The following is a 17,447-nucleotide window of genomic DNA, read 5'->3' on the forward strand; positions in this document are numbered from 1 at the left end:
TAGAGACCGGAACACGAAGCCATCCAGGGGGTCACGTGAGCGAGTCATCGACGTTCCCGATCTACATGCGCAGGGACGGGTTCGATCCGGTTCCCGAACTGGCGGCCATGCGGGACGAGGAGCGCATCGGCCGCATCAGCACGCCGTTCGGGATCGACGCGTGGCTGGTCACCCGGCACGCCGACGTGCGCGCGGTGCTGAGCGACGCCGAACGGTTCAAGATCGCCAAGCGGGGCATCGGGGAGCTTCCCGGGGCGCCGAAGATGACCGAGGAGGAGCTCGCCGTCATGCGGGCGGGCAACCTGCTCACCACCGACCCGCCCGAGCACACCCGGCTGCGCCGGCTGTTGACGCCCGAGTTCACGATCCGCCGGATGCGCCGGCTGGAGCCCCGGATCAGGGACATCGTGAACGATCACCTGGACGCGATGGAGCGCGCCGGCTCGCCCGCGGACCTGGTGAGCTCCTTCGCGCTGCCGATCCCGTCGCTGGTCATCTGCGAGCTGCTGGGCGTGCCGTACGAGGACCGGGCCGGCTTCCAGCACCGCACCTCCCGCACGATCGACATGTCGGTGCCGATCGAGGAGCGCGTACAGGCGCAGCTGGAGTCGCGCGCCTACATGGGCGAGCTCGTCGCCCGCCAGCTGGCCGAGCCCGGCGACGACCTGCTCGGCATGCTGGTACGCGAGCATCGCGACGACGTGTCGGCCGACGAGCTCATCGGCATCGGCAGCCTGCTGCTGCTCGCCGGGCACGAGACCACCTCCAACATGCTCTCGCTGGGCACGCTGGCGCTGCTGCGCCACCCCGAGCAGCTGGATCTGCTCAGGAAGGAGCCCGAGCGGATCGATGCCACGGTGGAGGAGCTGCTGCGCTGGCTCAGCATCGTCCACTCCGGCACCTTCAAGGTGACCACCACCGAGGTGGAGATCGGCGGCAGGAAGCTGGCGGCCGGCGAGCTGGTGGCCTGCGCGCTGCCCGCCGCCAACCGGGACCCGGCGCTGCTGCCCGACCCGGACCGGCTGGACATCAGCCGGGGCGAGCCCGGTCACGTGGCCTTCGGGCACGGCGTGCACCACTGCCTGGGCGCGCCGCTGGCCCGGATGGAGATGCGCATCGCCTTCCCCGCCCTGCTCGACCGCTTCCCCGGCCTGCGCGTGACCGACACCGAGCCGGAGTTCCGCTCGTTCAGCATCGTGTACGGCCTGTCGTCGCTGGAGGTCGCCTGGTGATAGTCGGCCGGTCCGCTCGTGGTGAGAGTCGGCCGGTCCGCTCGCGGTGAGGGCGGCCGGCCGGCCGGCTCGTGGTGAGGGAGGTCAGCCGGTCAGTTCGCGGCGTTCGACGGTCCACTGGGCGGCCTGCTCACTCAGCGTGAAGCCGAGGCCGGGCCGGTCCGGCACCAGCATCCGGCCGTCGCGGATCTCCAGCCGTTCCTGGAACAGCGGCTCCAGCCACTCGAAGTGCTCCACCCAGGGCTCCAGCCCGTACGCCGCCGCCAGATGCAGGTGGATCTCCATGGCGAAATGCGGGGCGAGCTGCAACCGGTGATGCTCGGCCAGCGCCGCCAGCCGCAGGAACGGCGTGATGCCGCCGATCCGGGGCGCGTCCGGCTGGATGATGTCCGCGCCGCCCGCCCGGATCAGCTCGGCGTGCTCGGCCACGCTGGTCAGCATCTCGCCGGTGGCCACCGGCGTGTCCAGGGCGGCGGCCAGCGCGGCGTGCCCGGCGCTGTCGTAGGCGTCCAGCGGCTCCTCGATCCAGGTCAGCCCGTACTCCTCCAGAGCCCGGCCCATCCGCGCGGCGGTGGGCCGGTCCCACTGCTGGTTGGCGTCCACCATCAGCGGCACCCCGTCGCCCAGGTGCTCGCGCACCGCCCGGACGCGGGCCAGATCCGCCCGCGTGTCCGGCTGCCCCACCTTGATCTTGATGCCGCCGATGCCCCGCTCCAGCGCCGCCGAGGCGTTCTCCAGCACCTCACCGACCGGCGCGTGCAAGAACCCGCCCGAGGTGTTGTAGCAGCGCACCGAGTCGCGGTGCGCGCCCAGCAGTTTGGCCAGCGGCAGCCCCGCCCGTTTGGCCTTCAGATCCCACAGCGCCGTGTCGAAGGCGGCGATGGCCTGGACGGCCAGCCCGCTGCGGCCGACGGAGGCGCCCGCCCAGACCAGCTTCTCCCACAGCCGGGGGATGTCGTTGACGTCCTCGCCGATCAGCTCGCGGGCGATCTCGCAGGCGTGCGCGTACTGACCGGGACCGCCGGCCCGCTTGGAGTAGGCGAAGCCGATGCCCTCCAGGCCGCCCTCGGTGCCGATCTCGGCGAACAGGAACGCGATCTCGGTCATCGGCCGCTGCCGCCCGGTGAGCACCTTCGCGTCGCTGACGGGAGTGCTCAGCGGCAGACGTACGGAGGACAGCCGAATTACGGCAATACGGTCAAGAGGCTTGGTCATGGGAGCCATCATCCGAAATCGCTTGTTGTCCTACAACTGGGCTGATCGGGAAGTTGTGCCGGAAGACGTTGCCCGGGTCGTACACGCCCTTGATCCGCCGCAGCCGATCCAGCGTGCGCGGCGGGAAGGCCTTGGCCAGCAGCGCGTCGTCCGGGTAGGACTCGAAGCTCAGGTAGATGGCTGCCACGTCGAGCCGCTGCCACGTCCGCTCGGCGGCGGCCCGGCGGGAGGTGCTCAGCACCACGTTCAGGGAGAAGTTCTGGGTGCGGTGGGCGTAGGCGGTGGCGTCGGGGGCGGTGTCGTTGACCGCGCCGCCGACCGAGCGCACCTGGAACATGGTGACCTCGCCGTCGGCGAACATGCCGGCCACCAGCGTCGTGATGGCGCTGTCGAGGTGCTCGACCAGCGCGGAGTGGCCGTACAGGCGGGGCTGGCCGCGATGCCGGTTGTGGTGCGGGGCGACGAGCGCCGCGTAGGGGGCGAGCTGGGCCTGCTGCTGCAGCACCGGGCCCAGCTCCAGGAACGGCTCCAGCGCCGTCACCGCGGCGTCGGTGTCGTCGCCGGCCCAGGTGACGATCGTCTGCGCCAGGACCGTGGCGTCCGCCTGGCCGGGGAAGACCGTCAGGAAGGCCGTCAGCTTCCGCGGGCTCGCCTCGACCAGGCGTCCCCACTTCTCCAGGAACGCGGCGGTGTCCGTGGCGTCGTGCACGAAGACGGCGAACACCACGTCGCCCACCTCGGCGGCCTCGATCTCGAAGGAGGTGACGACGCCCATGTTGCCGCCCGCGCCGCGCAGCGCCCAGAACAGGTCCGGATGCTCGTCGGCGTCGGCGCGCACGATCCGGCCGTCGGCCAGGACCACCTCGGCGGCCCGTACATGATCGAGGGTCAGCCCGTAGGAGCGGGCCAGGAAGCCCTGGCCGCCCGCGGTCGCCAGGCCGCCGACCCCCACGTCGCCGTAGTCGCCGGAGCTGATCGCCAGCCCGTGCGGCGCGAGCGCCTGCGCGACGTCGCCCCAGCGGGCGCCCGCGCCGACGCGCACCAGCCGCCGCGCACGGTCGATCACCTCGACGCCGTCGATCGCGCCGACGTCGATGACGATCCCGCCGTCGTTGGTGGAGCGCCCGCTGATACCGTGCCCGCCGCTGCGCACCGCCAGCGGCACGTCCTGCTCGCACGCGAACGTCACGGCCTCGGCCACCTGCTGCGGCGTGGTGGCGCGCAGCACGAGCCCGGGGGAACCGGCCCAGACGTACGACGAGCGCACACTGTCGTACGCCCGGTCGCCGGGCTCGACCGCGACGCCGGCCAGCGACGCGGGCAGCGCGTCGTAGTCGATGCCGGGCCGGCGCGCCGCCAGCGCACGAGGCGAACGCACCGCACCGGCAGCGGCGCCGATATCCGTGCTGGTCGGAGTGCCGGGGGGAGTGCTGGTGGTGCCGCGTTCGGCGGCGACGGAAGCGCGCAGGGCCGGGGCGACCTCCTGGGCGAAGGTCTGGATGGCGCGCGGGTCGTCCGAGGCGATGATGAACGTGGAGACGCCGTCCTCCAGCGCCAGCGGCAGCAGTTGCTCCGCCCAGCCGGCGACCGGGCCCCGCAGGGCGGAGCCCATGACGTTGAGCAGCCGGCGGATCTCGCGCGGATCGCGCCCCGCCTCCACGGCCGCCTCGTCGATGACCTTGTTGCCCGCGCCGATGTCCGCCGGCTGGGCATAGCCGAGGCTGGGCAGCCAGCCGTCGGCCTTCGTGCCGATCAGGCGCAGCATGCGCGGCTTGTAGGCGCCGAGCCAGATGGGCACGTCGTGCGCGGGGGAGGGGCCGCGCTTGGCGCCATGGACGGAGTAGTAGGTCCCGTCCAGCTTCAGCACGCCGCGCTCGCCGGCGTCCCACACCCCGCGAATCACGTCCATGGCCTCGCTGAGCGCCTCGACGGCCTGGCCGGGGGCGAGCCGCCGACCGCCCATCGCCTCGACCGCGTCCCAGAACGCGCCCGCCCCCAGGCCGAGCTCGATCCGCCCACCCGACAGCAGGTCCAGGCTGGCCACCGACCGAGCCAGCACGGCGGGAAGACGCAACGGCAGATTGATCACATTGCCGGACAGATGCACCCGCTCGGTCCTGGCCGCCACCCAGCTCAGCAGCGTCCAGGTGTCCAGATAGCCGGGTTGGTACGGATGGTCCTGGAAGGTAACAAGATCCAGACCGGCCTGCTCGCTCAGGACGGCGAGCTCGACGGCCAGCTCGGGCTGTTGGTTCTGCGGGGTGATGAACGACCCGAACCGTAGATCGTGGCCATAGTCAGGCATGAGGGGACCTCCCGGACAACTGGTAGACATGTCAACCATAACCATATTGGATGACATGTCAACCGACTGGGTGACGTATCAACCTTTCGTGACGTACGCTGCCCCTATGACCGAGCAGCGACTGGCGAGCCCGAGCCCCACGGAGCCGGACGCGTGCCGACGCCAACCCGAGGTGGCCGCGTGGCTCCGCCACACCACCGCCCACGGACAGCTCGCCGCCCACCTCGCCCGCGAGCTCACCCGCGCCACCGGCCTGTCCGAGGCCGACCACCAGGTCCTGGACGCGCTCCTGGACGCGCCCGGCACCCGCCTGCGCGCGCTGGAGCTGCGCTACGCCCTGCAATGGGAGAAAAGCCGGCTGTCCCATCAGGTGGCCCGGATGAGCGCGCGCGGGCTGATCGAACGGGTGGCCTGCACCGAGGACGCGCGCGGCTGGGACCTCTCACTCACCGCCACCGGCCGCGAGGCCGCCACCCGGGCACGGGCGGTCCGCGAGGAGTCCGTACGCCGCCTCGTCGTCACGACCCTGGGTCCGGAGCGCCTGGCCCTGCTCGCCGAAGCCGCCGACCTCCTGACCGAGCGTCTGGAGCGCGCGGCGCAGGAGGACCCGGACTGCCGGGCGGCTCGTTCGGAGATCTACGGCGAGGAGAAGTAGGGCTCAGCCGTTGCGGGACGTGCGCAGGAGGAGCATCGCGATGTCGTCGGTGCGGTGGTGGACGGCGGCCGAGGGGGCGATGAGGGTCTCGGCCACGGACTGCAGCGGCTGGTCCGCAAGCCGGCTGAGCTCGGCGGCGAGGCCGAGGATGGCGTCACCGAGATCGATGCCCGGGCTCTCGATGAGCCCGTCCGTGTAGAGGGCCAGGACGGCGCCGGGCGGCAGTTCGAACTCCGTGGTCGGGTATTCGGCGTCGGCGTCGATGCCGAGCAGCAGGCCCGGCGGCGACTCGAGGACGCCGACGGGTGCGCCCGGCGAGTGGAGCAGCGGTGGGAGGTGGCCGGCGCTGGCCATGCAGGCGAGGCCCCGGCTCAGGTCCAGGCTGACGTACAGGCAGCTGGTGAAGCGGTTCGGGGACAGCTCGGTGAGCAGCCGGTTGGTGTGGCGCAGGACGTCACCGGGTGACGAGCCCGCCCTGGCGTAGGCGTGGATGGCCGAGCGGACCTGCCCCATGAGGGCGGCGGCGGTCGTGTCGTGCCCCTGGACGTCGCCGATGACGGCCGCGGCCATGTGGTCGCCCAGGTCGATGAGGTCGTAGAAGTCGCCGCCGATGTCCATGCCGCGCGTGGCGGGCAGATAGCGGGCGGCCACGTCCAGGCCGGGCAGCTCGGGCAGCCGGCGAGGCAGCAGACTGCTCTGCAGGGCCTGCGCGAGCTGGTGCTTGGCGTCGTACAGGCGGGCGCGTTCGAGCGCCTGGGCGAGCAGCCCGGCGATTCCGGTGAGGTGGGCGCGCTCGTCGGTGGTGAAGTGGTGGGGATGGTCGAAGGCGAGCACCCAGGCGCCCACGGGCCGGCCGGAGGCGATCAGCGGCAGGAAGGCCCAGGCGGACATGTCGTCGTAGCGGATGGTCTCGGGATAAACCTGCGCAAGCTCGCGCCAGGTGGAGAAGAACAACGGCATGCCGGATACGAGGGCGTGCGCGCTGGGTGTCGGTGAGGTCACCGGCCGGCCGTCGAAGTCCTCGATGGTCTCCTGGGCGTAGTTGCGCGAGCCGATGATCCGCATCCGCCCGCTCTCGGCCCGCAGGACCGCCGTCGCCTGGACGTCGAAGACGGGCAGCACATGGTCGGCGACGAGGTCGACCACGTCCTGGACGGTGGTGGCCTGGCTCAGGGCGGTGGTGAGATGCAGCATGTCGTAGAGCGCGGGCCCGGTCGCCCGTTTGTTCGCGCTCGCCGGGACATCGGGCAGCAGGTGGTCCACGTCCCTGGCCATGGTGCTGGGGATGACGCGGACGCTGACCCCGAATGGGGCGGGATAGAGCTGGAAGGCCAGCCACTGCCCGTCGGGGCGCTCCGCCATGAAGGAGGTGGTCTCGTGGCTGATGACCGCGGCGCGGTAGCGGTCCTCGCAGTGTGGCTTGTTCAGCCAGGGCAGCCATTCCCAGGGGCGCTTGCCCAGCAGCTCGGACGCCTCGTCGCCCAGGAGTTCGGCGGCCGGCGGGGTGAGGAAGGTGATGCGCCCGTCGATGTCCATCGCGAAGTAGCCCTCGGGCAGGCCGTTGAGGCAGTCCAGTGCGGCCAGGCCGGAGTCGAAGTCCGCCTGTGCGGCGCGATAGGGCGACAGGATGCGGGGGCGGTGCCGGGGTGTCATCGATCTTCCTTCCCTGGCCGCCTCCCCCAGGACGTGGCTCATCTGGCGACAGGTTCGCTGAATGGTGTCGAGCTTGTGCTGGGTGAGCTCGGCGGTCTCCGCGGGGGGCCACAGCAACAGCAGCGCTCCCCAGTCGGCGGCGCCGCTGTGGATCGGGGCCGCCGCGATGGAGAAATGGTACGGCAGGGCCAGCGCGGCACCGGGGAACGTGCGTGCCAGCTCCTCCTGATTGGCCAGCCACACCAGGCGCCGCTCACGCACCGCGACGGCCACCGGGACCGAGCTGGTCAGCCTGATCCTGGCCCACGCTCGGGCGATCATGGTCGGGAAGCCCAGCGAGGCGTCCATCCGGAGAACCTGGTCGTCCTCGTCGAACAGGTAGAGGGCGCCGATGTGCGCCCCGGAGTCATTGATGGCCTCGATGAGCATGGTGTGCAGGTCGTCTGCGACGTCGCGCCGTGGATCCGTGGCGGCGACGGTATCGCGCCGCACGCTCTAGATCTCCTCGCTTCTGGCATCGGACCGGGGTGAATGTCCAAAAATACCCATAAGGGAAGAATACGCATAGATATTAATAGAATGGCATTCTCAAGGCTATAGCGGACTCAAGGACATGTACGGGGCCGGATGCGGGCGCGAGAACAGCCGCCCTGCCCGCGGATGCGCGGGCAGGGCGGCTGCGTGGGCGGCTACCGGGAGGTCATCCCAGGCCGTTCTTCATCGCGGTGATCAGCTCCCCGTTCGAGGTGTCACCGCTGAGCTCCCAGAAGAACGCGCCGCCGAGGCCCTGGTTCTTCGAGTAGCTCATCTTGCCGCCGATCGTGCTCGGCGTGTCATAGCTCCACCACTGGTTGCCGCAGTACGCGTACGCGGTGCCCGCGACGGTGCCGGTGGCGGGGCAGCGGGTCTTGAGGACCTTGTAGTCCTCGATGCCCGCTTCATAGGTGCCGGGCGCCGCCCCCGACGCGGTGCCGCCCGGGGCGGACTGGTTCACGCCGGTCCAGCCGCGTCCGTAGAAGCCGATGCCCAGCAGCAGCTTGCTCGCCGGGACGCCCTTGCTCTTGAGCTTCTGGATGGCGTTGTCGGAGTAGAAACCCGGCGTCGGGATGCCGCTGTAGGAGGTGAGCGGCGAGTGCGGGGCGGTGGGGCCCTGCGCCGCGAAGGCGCCGAAGTAGTCGTAGGTCATGACGTTGTACCAGTTGAGATACTGCGCGGCGCCGCCGTAGTCGGCCGCGTCGATCTTGCCGCCGTTGGTGCCGTCGGCGGTGATGGCCGCGGTGACCAGGTTGCCGGAGCCGAACCGGGTCCGCAGCGCCGACATCAGGTTCCTGAACGCGGCGGGGCCGCTGCTGTCACAGCTCAGGCCGCAGGCGTTGGGATACTCCCAGTCGATGTCGATGCCGTCGAAGACGTCCGCCCAGCGCGGGTCCTCCACCAGGCGGTAGCAGGACTCGGCGAAGGCGGCCGGGTTCTGCGCTGCCTGGCCGAAGCCGCCGGACCAGGTCCAGCCGCCGAAGGAGAACAGCACCTTGATGTGCGGGTGCTTCTGCTTGAGCTTGCGGAGCTGGTTGAAGGTGCCGCGCAGCGCGCCGGCGTCCCAGGTGTCGGCGACGCCGTCCACGCTCTCGGCCGCGCTGTAGAAGCGGTCGTAGTCGGCGTAGCTGTCGCCGATCGTGCACTGGCCGTTCTGCACGTTGCCGAAGGCGTAGTTGATGTGGGTCAGCTTGGCCGCCGAGCCGCTGGTGTCGATGTTCTTGACGTGGTAGTTGCGCCCGTAGACGCCCCACTGGACGAAGTAGCCCAGAACCTTGTCACCGCCGCCACCGCCGCCACTCGTGGTGGTGGCGCTGACCTGGGCGCTGTTGGCGGAGCGGTTGCCGGCGGCGTCGCGGGCGCGGACCGTGTAGGTGTAGGCCGTGTTCGCGTTCAGGCCGGTGTCGGTGTGGGTGGTGCCGGTGACCGTGTCGATGAGGGTGCCGCCGCGGTAGACCTCGTAGCCGGTGACGCCGATGTTGTCGGTGGAGGCGTTCCAGGCCAGCGAGACGCTGCTGGAGGTGACGCCGGTCGAGCGCAGGTTGCCCGGCACCGACGGCGCGGTGGTGTCGTTCCCGCCGCCGCCCGAGGTGGTGGCGCTGACCTGGGCGCTGTTGGCGGAGCGGTTGCCGGCGGCGTCACGGGCGCGGACCGTGTAGGTGTAGGCCGTGCTCGCGTTCAGGCCGGTGTCGGTGTGGCTGGTGCCGGTGACCGTGGTGACGAGGGTGCCGCCGCGGTAGACCTCGTAGCCGGTGACGCCGACGTTGTCGGTGGAGGCGTTCCAGGCCAGCGAGACGCTGCCGGAGGTGACGCCGGTCGAGCGCAGGTTGCCCGGCACCGACGGCGCGGTCGTGTCACCGCCGCCGCCGCTCGTGGGCAGCCAGAGCGCCAGGACGTTCGGCGGCTCCCAGCCGGGCTGCGAGGTGTGGCTCTGGCGGCACTCGTACTCCACGCCCTCGTAGGTGACGCGGGTGCCCGCCGTGTAGGCGGTCCACGGCGCCCAGGCGGCGAAGGCCGCGACGGTGCCGCCGGTGGAGGTGGTGGCGCCGTACGCGCCTGGAGGGGCGGCGACCGCCGCGGTGAGGGGCAGCAGTAACGCCGCCAGGCCGGCGAGGACCTTGCTCAGGATGGTGTGTCTCATGGCTGCTCCGGCATCCGGTGGGAGTGGGGGGCGGGATGGGAGACGTGCGGTCAACTCTTAGGAAAGTTTCCTTATAGTTGTACGTTGACCGTAACCCCTTACCGGCGTCAGCGTCAATGACGGTAAACGCGATCCGATTAGGGCAAGGTGCCGTCAAGTGGGCGTGTCCGGTTCCAGGCCCGCGAACCCCCCGATAGAAGGTGGATCCCGGAGGTAGCGGTGCGGGGGAGCAGGCGGCGCGAACGCAGGCGGGTCACTCTGCCGACCTGGCTGTTCGCCGTCACCCTCGTCGTCGTCACCGCGGTCGTGGTCGGGCTCGACACCGTGTTCGGCACGGCGGTGGGGCTCGTGCCCCTGCTGATCTTCCTGCCGGCGATCGTCGCGGCGCTGGGCACCATAGGGCAGACCGCCGTCGCCTCCGTCTGGGTGTTCCTGGCGGTGTTCCTCGCCGCCTTCCAGCTCGGCGGCGGCCTCGTCGAGAACCTGGGCGCGATCGGCTTCACCGCCGCGTTCGGCGTGCTGAGCGTCCTCGGCTGCCGCTATCGGATCCGCCGGGAAGAGGAGGTCCACCGGCTGCGCTCGGCCGCCGCGGCCCTGCAACGCGCGATCATGAGCCCGCTGCCGCTGCGCACCGGGCAGGTTATCGTGGACGGCCTCTACCACCCGGTGGAGGAGGACAGCATGGTCGGCGGCGACATGTACGAGGTGGCCCCCTCGCCGTACGGAACCAGGGTGCTCATCGCCGACGTGCAGGGCAAGGGGTTGCCGGCCATCGGGGAGGCCCTGGCCGTCGTGGGCGCGTTCAGGGAGGCGGCCTACCGGGAGAAGACGCTCATCGGCGTCGTGGACGCGCTGGAGAGCGCCGTGGTCAGGCACAACACCTACGCCCGGCCCACCGACGAGCCCGAGCGCTTCGTCACTGCGCTCGTGCTGCACATCGGACAGGGGCAGGGCGTCCAGGCGGTCAACTGCGGGCACATCGAGCCGTATCTGATCTACGACGGCCACGCCGGACAGGTGAGCCTCGGCGAGCCCGGAGTGCCGCTGGGCCTGGGCCGGCTGACCGCCGAGCCGCGCACCAGCGCGTGGTTCGCCTTCCCGCCGACGGCGACGCTGCTGCTGTGCACCGACGGCGTCACCGAGGCCCGTGGGCCGGGCAGATCCTTCTATCCGCTGGACGAGCGGCTGCGCGAGTGGGCGGATGTCTCGCCCGGCAGGCTCGTGGACACGCTCCGCGCCGACCTGAGCGCGTTCATCGGAGCGGCCCCGCCGGACGACATCGCCGTCCTCATCCTGCACAGGGCTGACCCCGTGGCCGCTCCGGCGCGCACGCTCAAGCTCCCGGTGCCGTGACAGGACCCGGGACCGTGAGGCGTCGGACGAGCTCCTGACGGAAGCTCGTCGTCACGCCCGCGTACGCGCCCGTCGAGGTCTCGCCGCCCAGGGCCGCGAGACCTTCAAAGCTTGAACAGCCTGGGGTACGGCGCGATGATGCGATGGATCTCGGTGCCGAAGTCGACGAGCACCGCGATGTCCTCCTCGACACCTACGACATGGCCGAGACCGTACTTGTCGTGGCTGACCTTGTCCTGAACGACGAAATGGGGCAATGGTGGGGGTGGCACCTCGGGAACGTTGAAGGGACTTCCGGGCAGGGGACGCCGGGCCGCGGCTTTTCTGGGTTTCACTCCTTCTAGTATGCTCCCCATTTGCCACAGGTCTTGCCTAAGGGGCTCATGACGAGGCCGCGTTCTTGTCACTGTCCTGGGTAGGGGCCCCACATGACCAAGCTCATGGATCGGGTGCGCGCCTACATGCGCAGCCCTGAAGGCAAGCAAACGGTCGACAAGGCCAAGCGGATGGCCAACGACCCGAACAACCAGCAGAAGGCCAGGCGCTTCATGGACAAGTTCCGCCGTCACCACTGAATCAACGCGACGTCCGTCACATCGGTCGCACGCCATCGGCGCCCGCGCCGTGAAGGGCGGGCGCCGGTGCGTGAGCTAGTTGAGGGACTCGGCGGGCCCGTGCCGGTGCGGGGCCGTGGTGCGGGCGGCGCCGGCCGGGGCAGGAGCCCCGGTGCCGATCGTGCCGGTGTCGAAGGCGTACGTCGCCACCAGGGTCGCGATCGCGTCGGCGTTCACGTCCAGCGCCTTGGCGCTGATGTTCTTGATGGTGTCGCAGGCGCTGTGGTAGCAGGGGTCGAGGGGAATGCCCGCGGTGCCGCCGAAGATCGCGGCCTCCTCCTCGGTCTTGAGCACCTCGGCGCCGGTGAACAGGCCACCCGCCGGGATGCCGGCGGCGATGAACGCCCCGTAGTCCGAGCGGCCGGTGAACGCGGTCGCCGTGAACGGCAGGCGGCGGCCGGTGTAGAACTTCTCGAAGTCCTCCTCGATCTGCGCCGAACCCTCCGGGCCGGCCGTGCCGAAGGCGTCACCGTCGCCGTCGTAGATGCCGAAGGTGTAGTTCGGCGAGCCGATCATGTCGAAGTTGAGGTAGAGGGTGATCTTCTCCCGCTCCTCCGGCGTCAGCGCGTCCACGTAGTGCTGCGAGCCCAGCAGGCCGAACTCCTCGGCCCCCCAGAAGGCGAAGCGCACCTTGTTCTTCGGCTTGGTCTTGGCGAACTGGAGCGCGACCTCCAGGATGCCGGCGCTGCCCGAGCCGTTGTCGTTGATGCCCGGCCCCTCCTGGACGCTGTCCAGGTGCGCGCCGGCCATGACGACGTTGTTCGGGTCGCCCTTCTTGGTCTCGGCGATCACGTTGTACGTGGTCCTGGTCTCGGAGATCGGGTCCCAGTTCATCGTGACCGAGGTGCCGGCCGTGGCGGCGAGCTCCGCGCCGACGGCGAAGCTGGTGAAGAACGACGGGATCGTCACGCCGGGGCCGCCGAGCACCGGGTTCAGGTCGATCTCGGTGCGGCCTTCCTGGCCCTCGTTGAACACGATGGCGCCGGAGGCGCCCGCCGCCATGGCGTTGTCCACCTTGACGCGGAAGTTGCAGGTGCCGCGCTGCATGAGGGCGATGCGGCCGGCGACGAAGCCGTCGAAGTCGCTCGCCTCACAGCCGGAGGAGGAGCTGTTGGCCGCCTCACCGGGCGGCAGCACCAGGTCCACGGCCTGCGTCTGGCCGCTCACCGAGCCGGCCGGCGAGTCGCCCATGGCCACGTAGTCGCTGAAGAACCCGTAGGTGTACGTCTTCGGATCCGGGCTGGTGCGCTGCAGCACCGGCGGGGTCCGGTAGCCCTCGAACAGGAACTCGAACGGCTGCACGGTCACCTGGTAACCGGCCGCCCGCAGCCTTCCGGCGACGTAGTCGCGGGAGAGGTCGAAGCCCCGGGTGCCGGACACCCGGGTATTGGTGTTGACCTTCGCGATCGCCTGCAACACCTGGAGGTGCTTGGTGACGTTCTTGCCCGAGACGGCCTTGACCAGGTCGCGGACGGGGTCCTTGTGGGGGCGTGGATGGGCGTTGGCCGTGCCGGGCAAGGCGACGCAGGACAGCGTCATGGCGGCGACGACCACGCCGAGCACGCCCTTGCGGAAGCGGGAACGCATGATTGCTCCTCGGAACATCGGGGGGTGACCCGGGTCAAAGTGCGCGCGTTCCATGAACGTACGGATAAATCAGGAAATGCAGGAGAGGGCGGGATGTCTCTGTTGCATCACGGAGTCCGAACGTGCCGCTCAGGCCTTCGGCGCGGTCTCGTGGGTCCACGAGCCGAGCACCAGCAGCGTCTTGGTCCCGGTGACGTCCCCGGCGCGGCGCAGCCGGTCGATGACCTGCTGCAGATGGCTGAGGTCGCGCGCCCGTACGTGGATCATCGCGTCCGGGTCGCCCGCGATGGTGAACACCTCCTGCACCTCCGGCACGTCGACCGTGGTGCGGACGATGTCGGCGACCGGGGTGGTGCCGGGATAGCGCAGCTCGGTGAAGGCCTCGATGCCCCAGCCGAGCCTGGCGTAGTCGATCTGGACGGTGAAGCCGGTGATCACGCCGATGTCGCGCAGCCGGTCCACCCGCCGTTTGACGGCGGCCACGGACAGTCCCACCTTGTCCGCCATCTCGGAGAACGTCCGGCGCCCGTCCTCGCGCAGCAGACGCAGCACATGATGATCGATCTCGTCCACCTCGGGCATGTCAGAACCGTCCCATCAGACGCAAACAAAGCAGGCCATTACCAGTAGGAACTATAACTTTTTGCGTCTTTGTCCGATCCGGTCGTCGGATACTTGCGCAGGCTCGTCAGCGTTGCTGTGCTATGGCTCACACCACGAAGCCCAGGAGGTTCCGGCGTGAGCACGACACCCGTGTCGCTGGACGACAGGTACACCGCCACCGGCGGCCGCGTGCTGATGTCCGGCATCCAGGCCCTGGTCCGCCTGACCTTGGAACAGCGCCGCCTCGACGAGCGACGCGGACTCGACACCCGCGTCCTCGTCACCGGCTACCAGGGCTCCCCGCTGGGCGGGGTCGACATGGAGATGGGCCGGGCCGCGCGCTTCCTCGACCCGGCGGGAGTGGTCTTCCGCGCCGGCCTGAACGAGGAGCTCGCCGCCACCGCCGTGGCCGGCACCCAGCTGCTCGGCCGACTCCCCGGCAAACGCCACCAGGGCGTGACCGGCTTCTGGTACGGCAAGAACCCGGGCCTCGACCGGGCCGCCGACGCCATCCGGCACGGCAACGTGGCCGGCACCGCCGCGCTCGGCGGCGCCGTGGCCTGGATCGGCGACGACCCCGGCAGCAAGTCCTCCACCGTGCCGAGCTCCTGCGAGCCGATGGTGCAGAGCCTGTCCATGCCGCTGCTCGCGCCCGGCTCGATCACGGAGATCATCGAGTACGGGCTGCACGCCGTCGCCCTGTCCCGCGCCACCGGCCTGTGGACCGCTCTGAAGATCGTCGCGGACATCGCCGACGCGTCCGCCACCGTGGACCTCGGCCGGCTGTCCGACGGCGTCCCGGCCCCCGATCATGCCGACCGGGGCACCGCTCCCGCCCTGGTCGGCCCGGCCTCACTGGACGCCGAGCACGACATGCTCACCCGCAGGCTCGACCTGGCCCGCGCCTACGCCCGCGCGCACGGGCTCAACCGGGTGGTCTCCACCGCGCCGGACGCCACCCTGGGCATCCTCGCCTCCGGCACCGGCTTCGCCGTGGTCCAGCGGGCGCTGGCCGACCTCGGCGTGGACGAGGCCGCGATGGACGCGCTCGGGCTACGGCTGATCAAACTCGCCATGCCGTTCCCGCTCGACCCCGCCGAGCTGGCCGCCATGACCGGCGACCTCGACCGGGTGCTCGTCGTCGAGGACAAGGTGCCGTTCCTGGAAGGGCAGCTCAAGCAGGCGCTGTACGGCCGCGCGCACACCCCCGCCGTGACCGGCCGCGAGCTGCTCACCGCCCGCGGCACCCTCGGCGCCGAGGACGTGGCCAAGGCACTGGCCACCTGCGTCGGCGCCGACCGCCTGCCCCGCCAGGCCGTCCACCTGGCACCCGCCGAGTCACCTGTCAGGCCGGCCCGCCGCATGCTGCCCATGGTCGCGGCGCGGACCCCGTACTTCTGCTCCGGCTGCCCGCACAACGCCTCCACCCGAGCCGACGACAGCACGCTGGTCGGCGTCGGGATCGGCTGCCACGCGATGATCGCGCTGGACGGCGGCGGGCGCGGCAACCAGATCGGCATCACCCAGATGGGCGGCGAGGGCGCCCAGTGGATCGGCCTGGCGGACTTCACCGACGACCGCCACTTCGTGCAGAACCTCGGCGACGGCACCTTCCACCACTCCGGCTCCCTCGCCATCCGGGCCGCCGTCGCCGCCGGCGTGCGGATCACGTACAAACTGCTCTACAACGACGCGGTCGCCATGACCGGCGGACAGCGCGCCGAGGGCCGCCTGGACGTGCCCGCGCTCACGCGGGCCCTGGAGGTCGAGGGCGTACGGCGCATCGTCGTCACCAGTCCCGAGCCCGAGACGTACCGGGGGGTCCGGCTCGCGGGGATCGCCACCGTGCGGCACCGCGACGACCTCGCCGAGGTCGAGCGGGACCTCGCCGCGCTGGACGGCGTCACCGTGCTCATCCACGACGACCGGTGCGCCGCCGAGGAGCGGCGGCTGCGCAAGCGCGGCAAACTGCCCACGCCGGTGGCCAAGGTCGTGGTGAACGAGCGCGTCTGCGAGGGTTGCGGCGACTGCGGGGAGAAGTCCACGTGCCTGTCGGTGCAGCCGGTGGAGACCGAGTTCGGGCGTAAGACCCGCATCCACCAGGCGTCCTGCAACACCGACCTGAGCTGCCTCAAGGGCGACTGCCCGTCGTTCCTGCTCGTCGAGCCCGGCACCCGCCAGGCGCGCCCGGTGCCCGAGCTGACCGTGGCGCTGCCCGAGCCGGTCGGCCGGGTCGGCGGCGAGTCGGTGCTCATCAGGATGCCCGGCATCGGCGGCACCGGCGTCGTCACCGTCTCGCAGATCCTGCAGATGGCCGCCCACCTCGACGGCCTGTACGCGGCCGGGCTGGAGCAGACCGGGCTCGCGCAGAAGGGCGGGCCGGTGGTCAGCGACGTGCGGGTCTCGCGGCGGCCCGTCGAGGGCTCGGTGCGGGCCTCGCGGGGCACCGCCGACGTGCTCATCGGGTTCGACGTGCTGGGCGTCGCCGCTGACGGGAACCTGGCCGTCGCCTCGCCCGGCCGTACCGTCGCCGTGGTCAACACCTCGATCGTGCCCACCGCCGCGATGGTGACCGGCCGCGCCACCCTGCCCGGCTCGCCCGCCGACGCGATCGTCCGGGTCGAGTCCGCCACCCGGTCCGGCGAGAACCTCTACCTCGACGCCCACGGCCTGTCCGAGGCGCTGTTCGCCGACCACATGCCCGCCAACATGCTGCTCCTCGGGGCCGCCTACCAGCACGGCTGCCTGCCGGTCTCGGCCGACGCCATCGAGCGGGCGATCCGGCTCAACCAGGCCGCCGTCGAACGGAACCTCGCCGCCTTCCGCTGGGGCCGCGCCGCCGTGGTGGACCTCGCGGCCGTGCTCGCCGCCGTAACCCCGGAGCCCGCCTTCACCGAACCGGCCGGGCTGGCGGAGGCAGTGGCTCTCCGGGTCGCCGACCTGACCGGCTATCAGAACGCCGCCTACGCGCGTACGTACGCCGAGGAAGTGAGCCACGTGACGGCGCTCGCCACCGCGCGCGCCGGACAGGAGGACGGGGAGCGGATCGCGCTCGCCCACGCCAGGAGCCTGCACCGGCTGATGGCGTACAAGGACGAGTACGAAGTCGCGCGGCTGCACCTGGACCCGCAGGAGAAGGCCGCGCGGGAGCGGGACTTCGGCGCGGACGCCGTGGTGTCGGTGCTGCTGCACCCGCCGGCGCTGCGGGCGCTGGGGATGAAGCGCAAGATCAAGCTGCGGCGGTCGGCCGGGGTGCTGTTCCGGGGCTTGCGCGCGGCTCGGGTGTTGCGCGGCACCGCGCTCGATGTGTTCGGGTATGCCGGGGTACGGCGGGTCGAACGTGCGCTGATCACCGAATATCGTGAAGTGATGCGCGACGCACTCAGCCGGCTCACGCCCGGCACCGCCGAGGCGGTCGCCTCGCTCGCCGCGCTGCCGGAGATGATCCGCGGGTACGAGGACATCAAGCTCGCCCGCGTCGCCGAGTGGCGTGAGCAGTGCCGGGCCGAGCTGGCCCGGCTGGACGAGCCCGCCGCGCACCCCGCCCTGTGAGGAG

12 protein-coding genes are annotated in these 17,447 nt (G+C 71.0%); 5 read left to right on the forward strand and 7 right to left on the reverse strand.

Annotated elements, in window-relative coordinates; genetic code table 11:
* The first annotated feature begins 35 nt into the window (after nt 1-35).
* The gene (locus OHA68_RS26420; RefSeq protein WP_327102640.1) at nt 36-1,232 is read left to right on the forward strand and encodes a cytochrome P450; all 1,197 of its coding nucleotides are present in this window, start codon (nt 36-38) and stop codon (nt 1,230-1,232) included.
* Nucleotides 1,233-1,316: 84 nt separating this feature from the next.
* On the opposite strand, the gene OHA68_RS26425 is transcribed toward OHA68_RS26420, so the two are convergent.
* On the reverse strand, nt 1,317-2,447 hold the full coding sequence (locus OHA68_RS26425; RefSeq protein ID WP_327102641.1) for an L-talarate/galactarate dehydratase: 1,131 nt from the start codon (nt 2,445-2,447) through the stop codon (nt 1,317-1,319).
* On the reverse strand, nt 2,431-4,752 hold the full coding sequence (locus OHA68_RS26430) for an LLM class flavin-dependent oxidoreductase (protein WP_327102642.1): 2,322 nt from the start codon (nt 4,750-4,752) through the stop codon (nt 2,431-2,433). The genes OHA68_RS26425 and OHA68_RS26430 overlap by 17 nt, the downstream gene beginning before the upstream one ends.
* Nucleotides 4,753-4,858: 106 nt before the next feature.
* Between OHA68_RS26430 and OHA68_RS26435 the strand changes: the two genes are divergently transcribed.
* Nucleotides 4,859-5,407 (forward strand): MarR family winged helix-turn-helix transcriptional regulator, encoded by a 549-nt coding sequence (locus OHA68_RS26435; protein ID WP_327102643.1) that lies wholly within the window; start codon nt 4,859-4,861, stop codon nt 5,405-5,407.
* 3 nt (nt 5,408-5,410) lie between these two features.
* Here OHA68_RS26435 and OHA68_RS26440 read toward each other — a convergent pair whose 3' ends face one another.
* Nucleotides 5,411-7,552, reverse strand: a complete 2,142-nt coding sequence (locus tag OHA68_RS26440; RefSeq protein WP_327102644.1) for a SpoIIE family protein phosphatase — start codon at nt 7,550-7,552, stop codon at nt 5,411-5,413.
* A 208-nt stretch (nt 7,553-7,760) separates the two neighbouring features.
* On the reverse strand, nt 7,761-9,734 hold the full coding sequence (locus OHA68_RS26445) for a glycosyl hydrolase family 18 protein (RefSeq protein WP_327102645.1): 1,974 nt from the start codon (nt 9,732-9,734) through the stop codon (nt 7,761-7,763).
* 219 nt (nt 9,735-9,953) lie between these two features.
* Here OHA68_RS26445 and OHA68_RS26450 point away from each other — a divergent pair, with 219 nt between their 5' ends.
* Complete coding sequence (locus OHA68_RS26450; protein ID WP_327102646.1) at nt 9,954-11,087, forward strand: PP2C family protein-serine/threonine phosphatase; 1,134 nt, start codon at nt 9,954-9,956, stop codon at nt 11,085-11,087.
* A 104-nt stretch (nt 11,088-11,191) separates the two neighbouring features.
* Here the strand turns inward: OHA68_RS26450 and OHA68_RS26455 are convergent, their stop codons facing one another.
* Entirely contained in the window at nt 11,192-11,344 is a 153-nt protein-coding gene (locus tag OHA68_RS26455; RefSeq protein ID WP_327102647.1) for a hypothetical protein, read from the reverse strand.
* A 171-nt stretch (nt 11,345-11,515) separates the two neighbouring features.
* Between OHA68_RS26455 and OHA68_RS26460 the strand changes: the two genes are divergently transcribed.
* Nucleotides 11,516-11,662, forward strand: a complete 147-nt coding sequence (locus OHA68_RS26460; protein ID WP_327102648.1) for a hypothetical protein — start codon at nt 11,516-11,518, stop codon at nt 11,660-11,662.
* A 75-nt stretch (nt 11,663-11,737) separates the two neighbouring features.
* Here OHA68_RS26460 and OHA68_RS26465 read toward each other — a convergent pair whose 3' ends face one another.
* The gene (locus tag OHA68_RS26465) at nt 11,738-13,288 is read right to left on the reverse strand and encodes a M28 family metallopeptidase (RefSeq protein ID WP_327102649.1); all 1,551 of its coding nucleotides are present in this window, start codon (nt 13,286-13,288) and stop codon (nt 11,738-11,740) included.
* A gap of 129 nt (nt 13,289-13,417) precedes the next feature.
* Nucleotides 13,418-13,870, reverse strand: a complete 453-nt coding sequence (locus OHA68_RS26470; protein ID WP_327102650.1) for an Lrp/AsnC family transcriptional regulator — start codon at nt 13,868-13,870, stop codon at nt 13,418-13,420.
* A 156-nt stretch (nt 13,871-14,026) separates the two neighbouring features.
* Between OHA68_RS26470 and OHA68_RS26475 the strand changes: the two genes are divergently transcribed.
* Nucleotides 14,027-17,443 carry an indolepyruvate ferredoxin oxidoreductase family protein gene (locus OHA68_RS26475; protein WP_327102651.1) on the forward strand — a complete coding sequence of 1,139 codons (3,417 nt, stop codon included), beginning with the start codon at nt 14,027-14,029 and terminating at the stop codon, nt 17,441-17,443.
* The last annotated feature ends 4 nt before the right edge of the window (nt 17,444-17,447 follow it).

This window comes from Nonomuraea glycinis (genome assembly GCF_035920485.1).
Classification (GTDB): domain Bacteria; phylum Actinomycetota; class Actinomycetes; order Streptosporangiales; family Streptosporangiaceae; genus Nonomuraea; species Nonomuraea glycinis.

Coding starts and splice junctions, on each gene's coding strand:
- OHA68_RS26425 (WP_327102641.1), bottom strand. CDS start 2,447: ATGACCAAGCCTCTTGACCGTATTGCCGTAATTCGGCTGTCCTCCGTA.
- OHA68_RS26430 (WP_327102642.1), bottom strand. CDS start 4,752: ATGCCTGACTATGGCCACGATCTACGGTTCGGGTCGTTCATCACCCCG.
- OHA68_RS26435 (WP_327102643.1), top strand. CDS start 4,859: ATGACCGAGCAGCGACTGGCGAGCCCGAGCCCCACGGAGCCGGACGCG.
- OHA68_RS26445 (WP_327102645.1), bottom strand. CDS start 9,734: ATGAGACACACCATCCTGAGCAAGGTCCTCGCCGGCCTGGCGGCGTTA.
- OHA68_RS26460 (WP_327102648.1), top strand. CDS start 11,516: ATGACCAAGCTCATGGATCGGGTGCGCGCCTACATGCGCAGCCCTGAA.
- OHA68_RS26465 (WP_327102649.1), bottom strand. CDS start 13,288: ATGCGTTCCCGCTTCCGCAAGGGCGTGCTCGGCGTGGTCGTCGCCGCC.
- OHA68_RS26470 (WP_327102650.1), bottom strand. CDS start 13,870: ATGCCCGAGGTGGACGAGATCGATCATCATGTGCTGCGTCTGCTGCGC.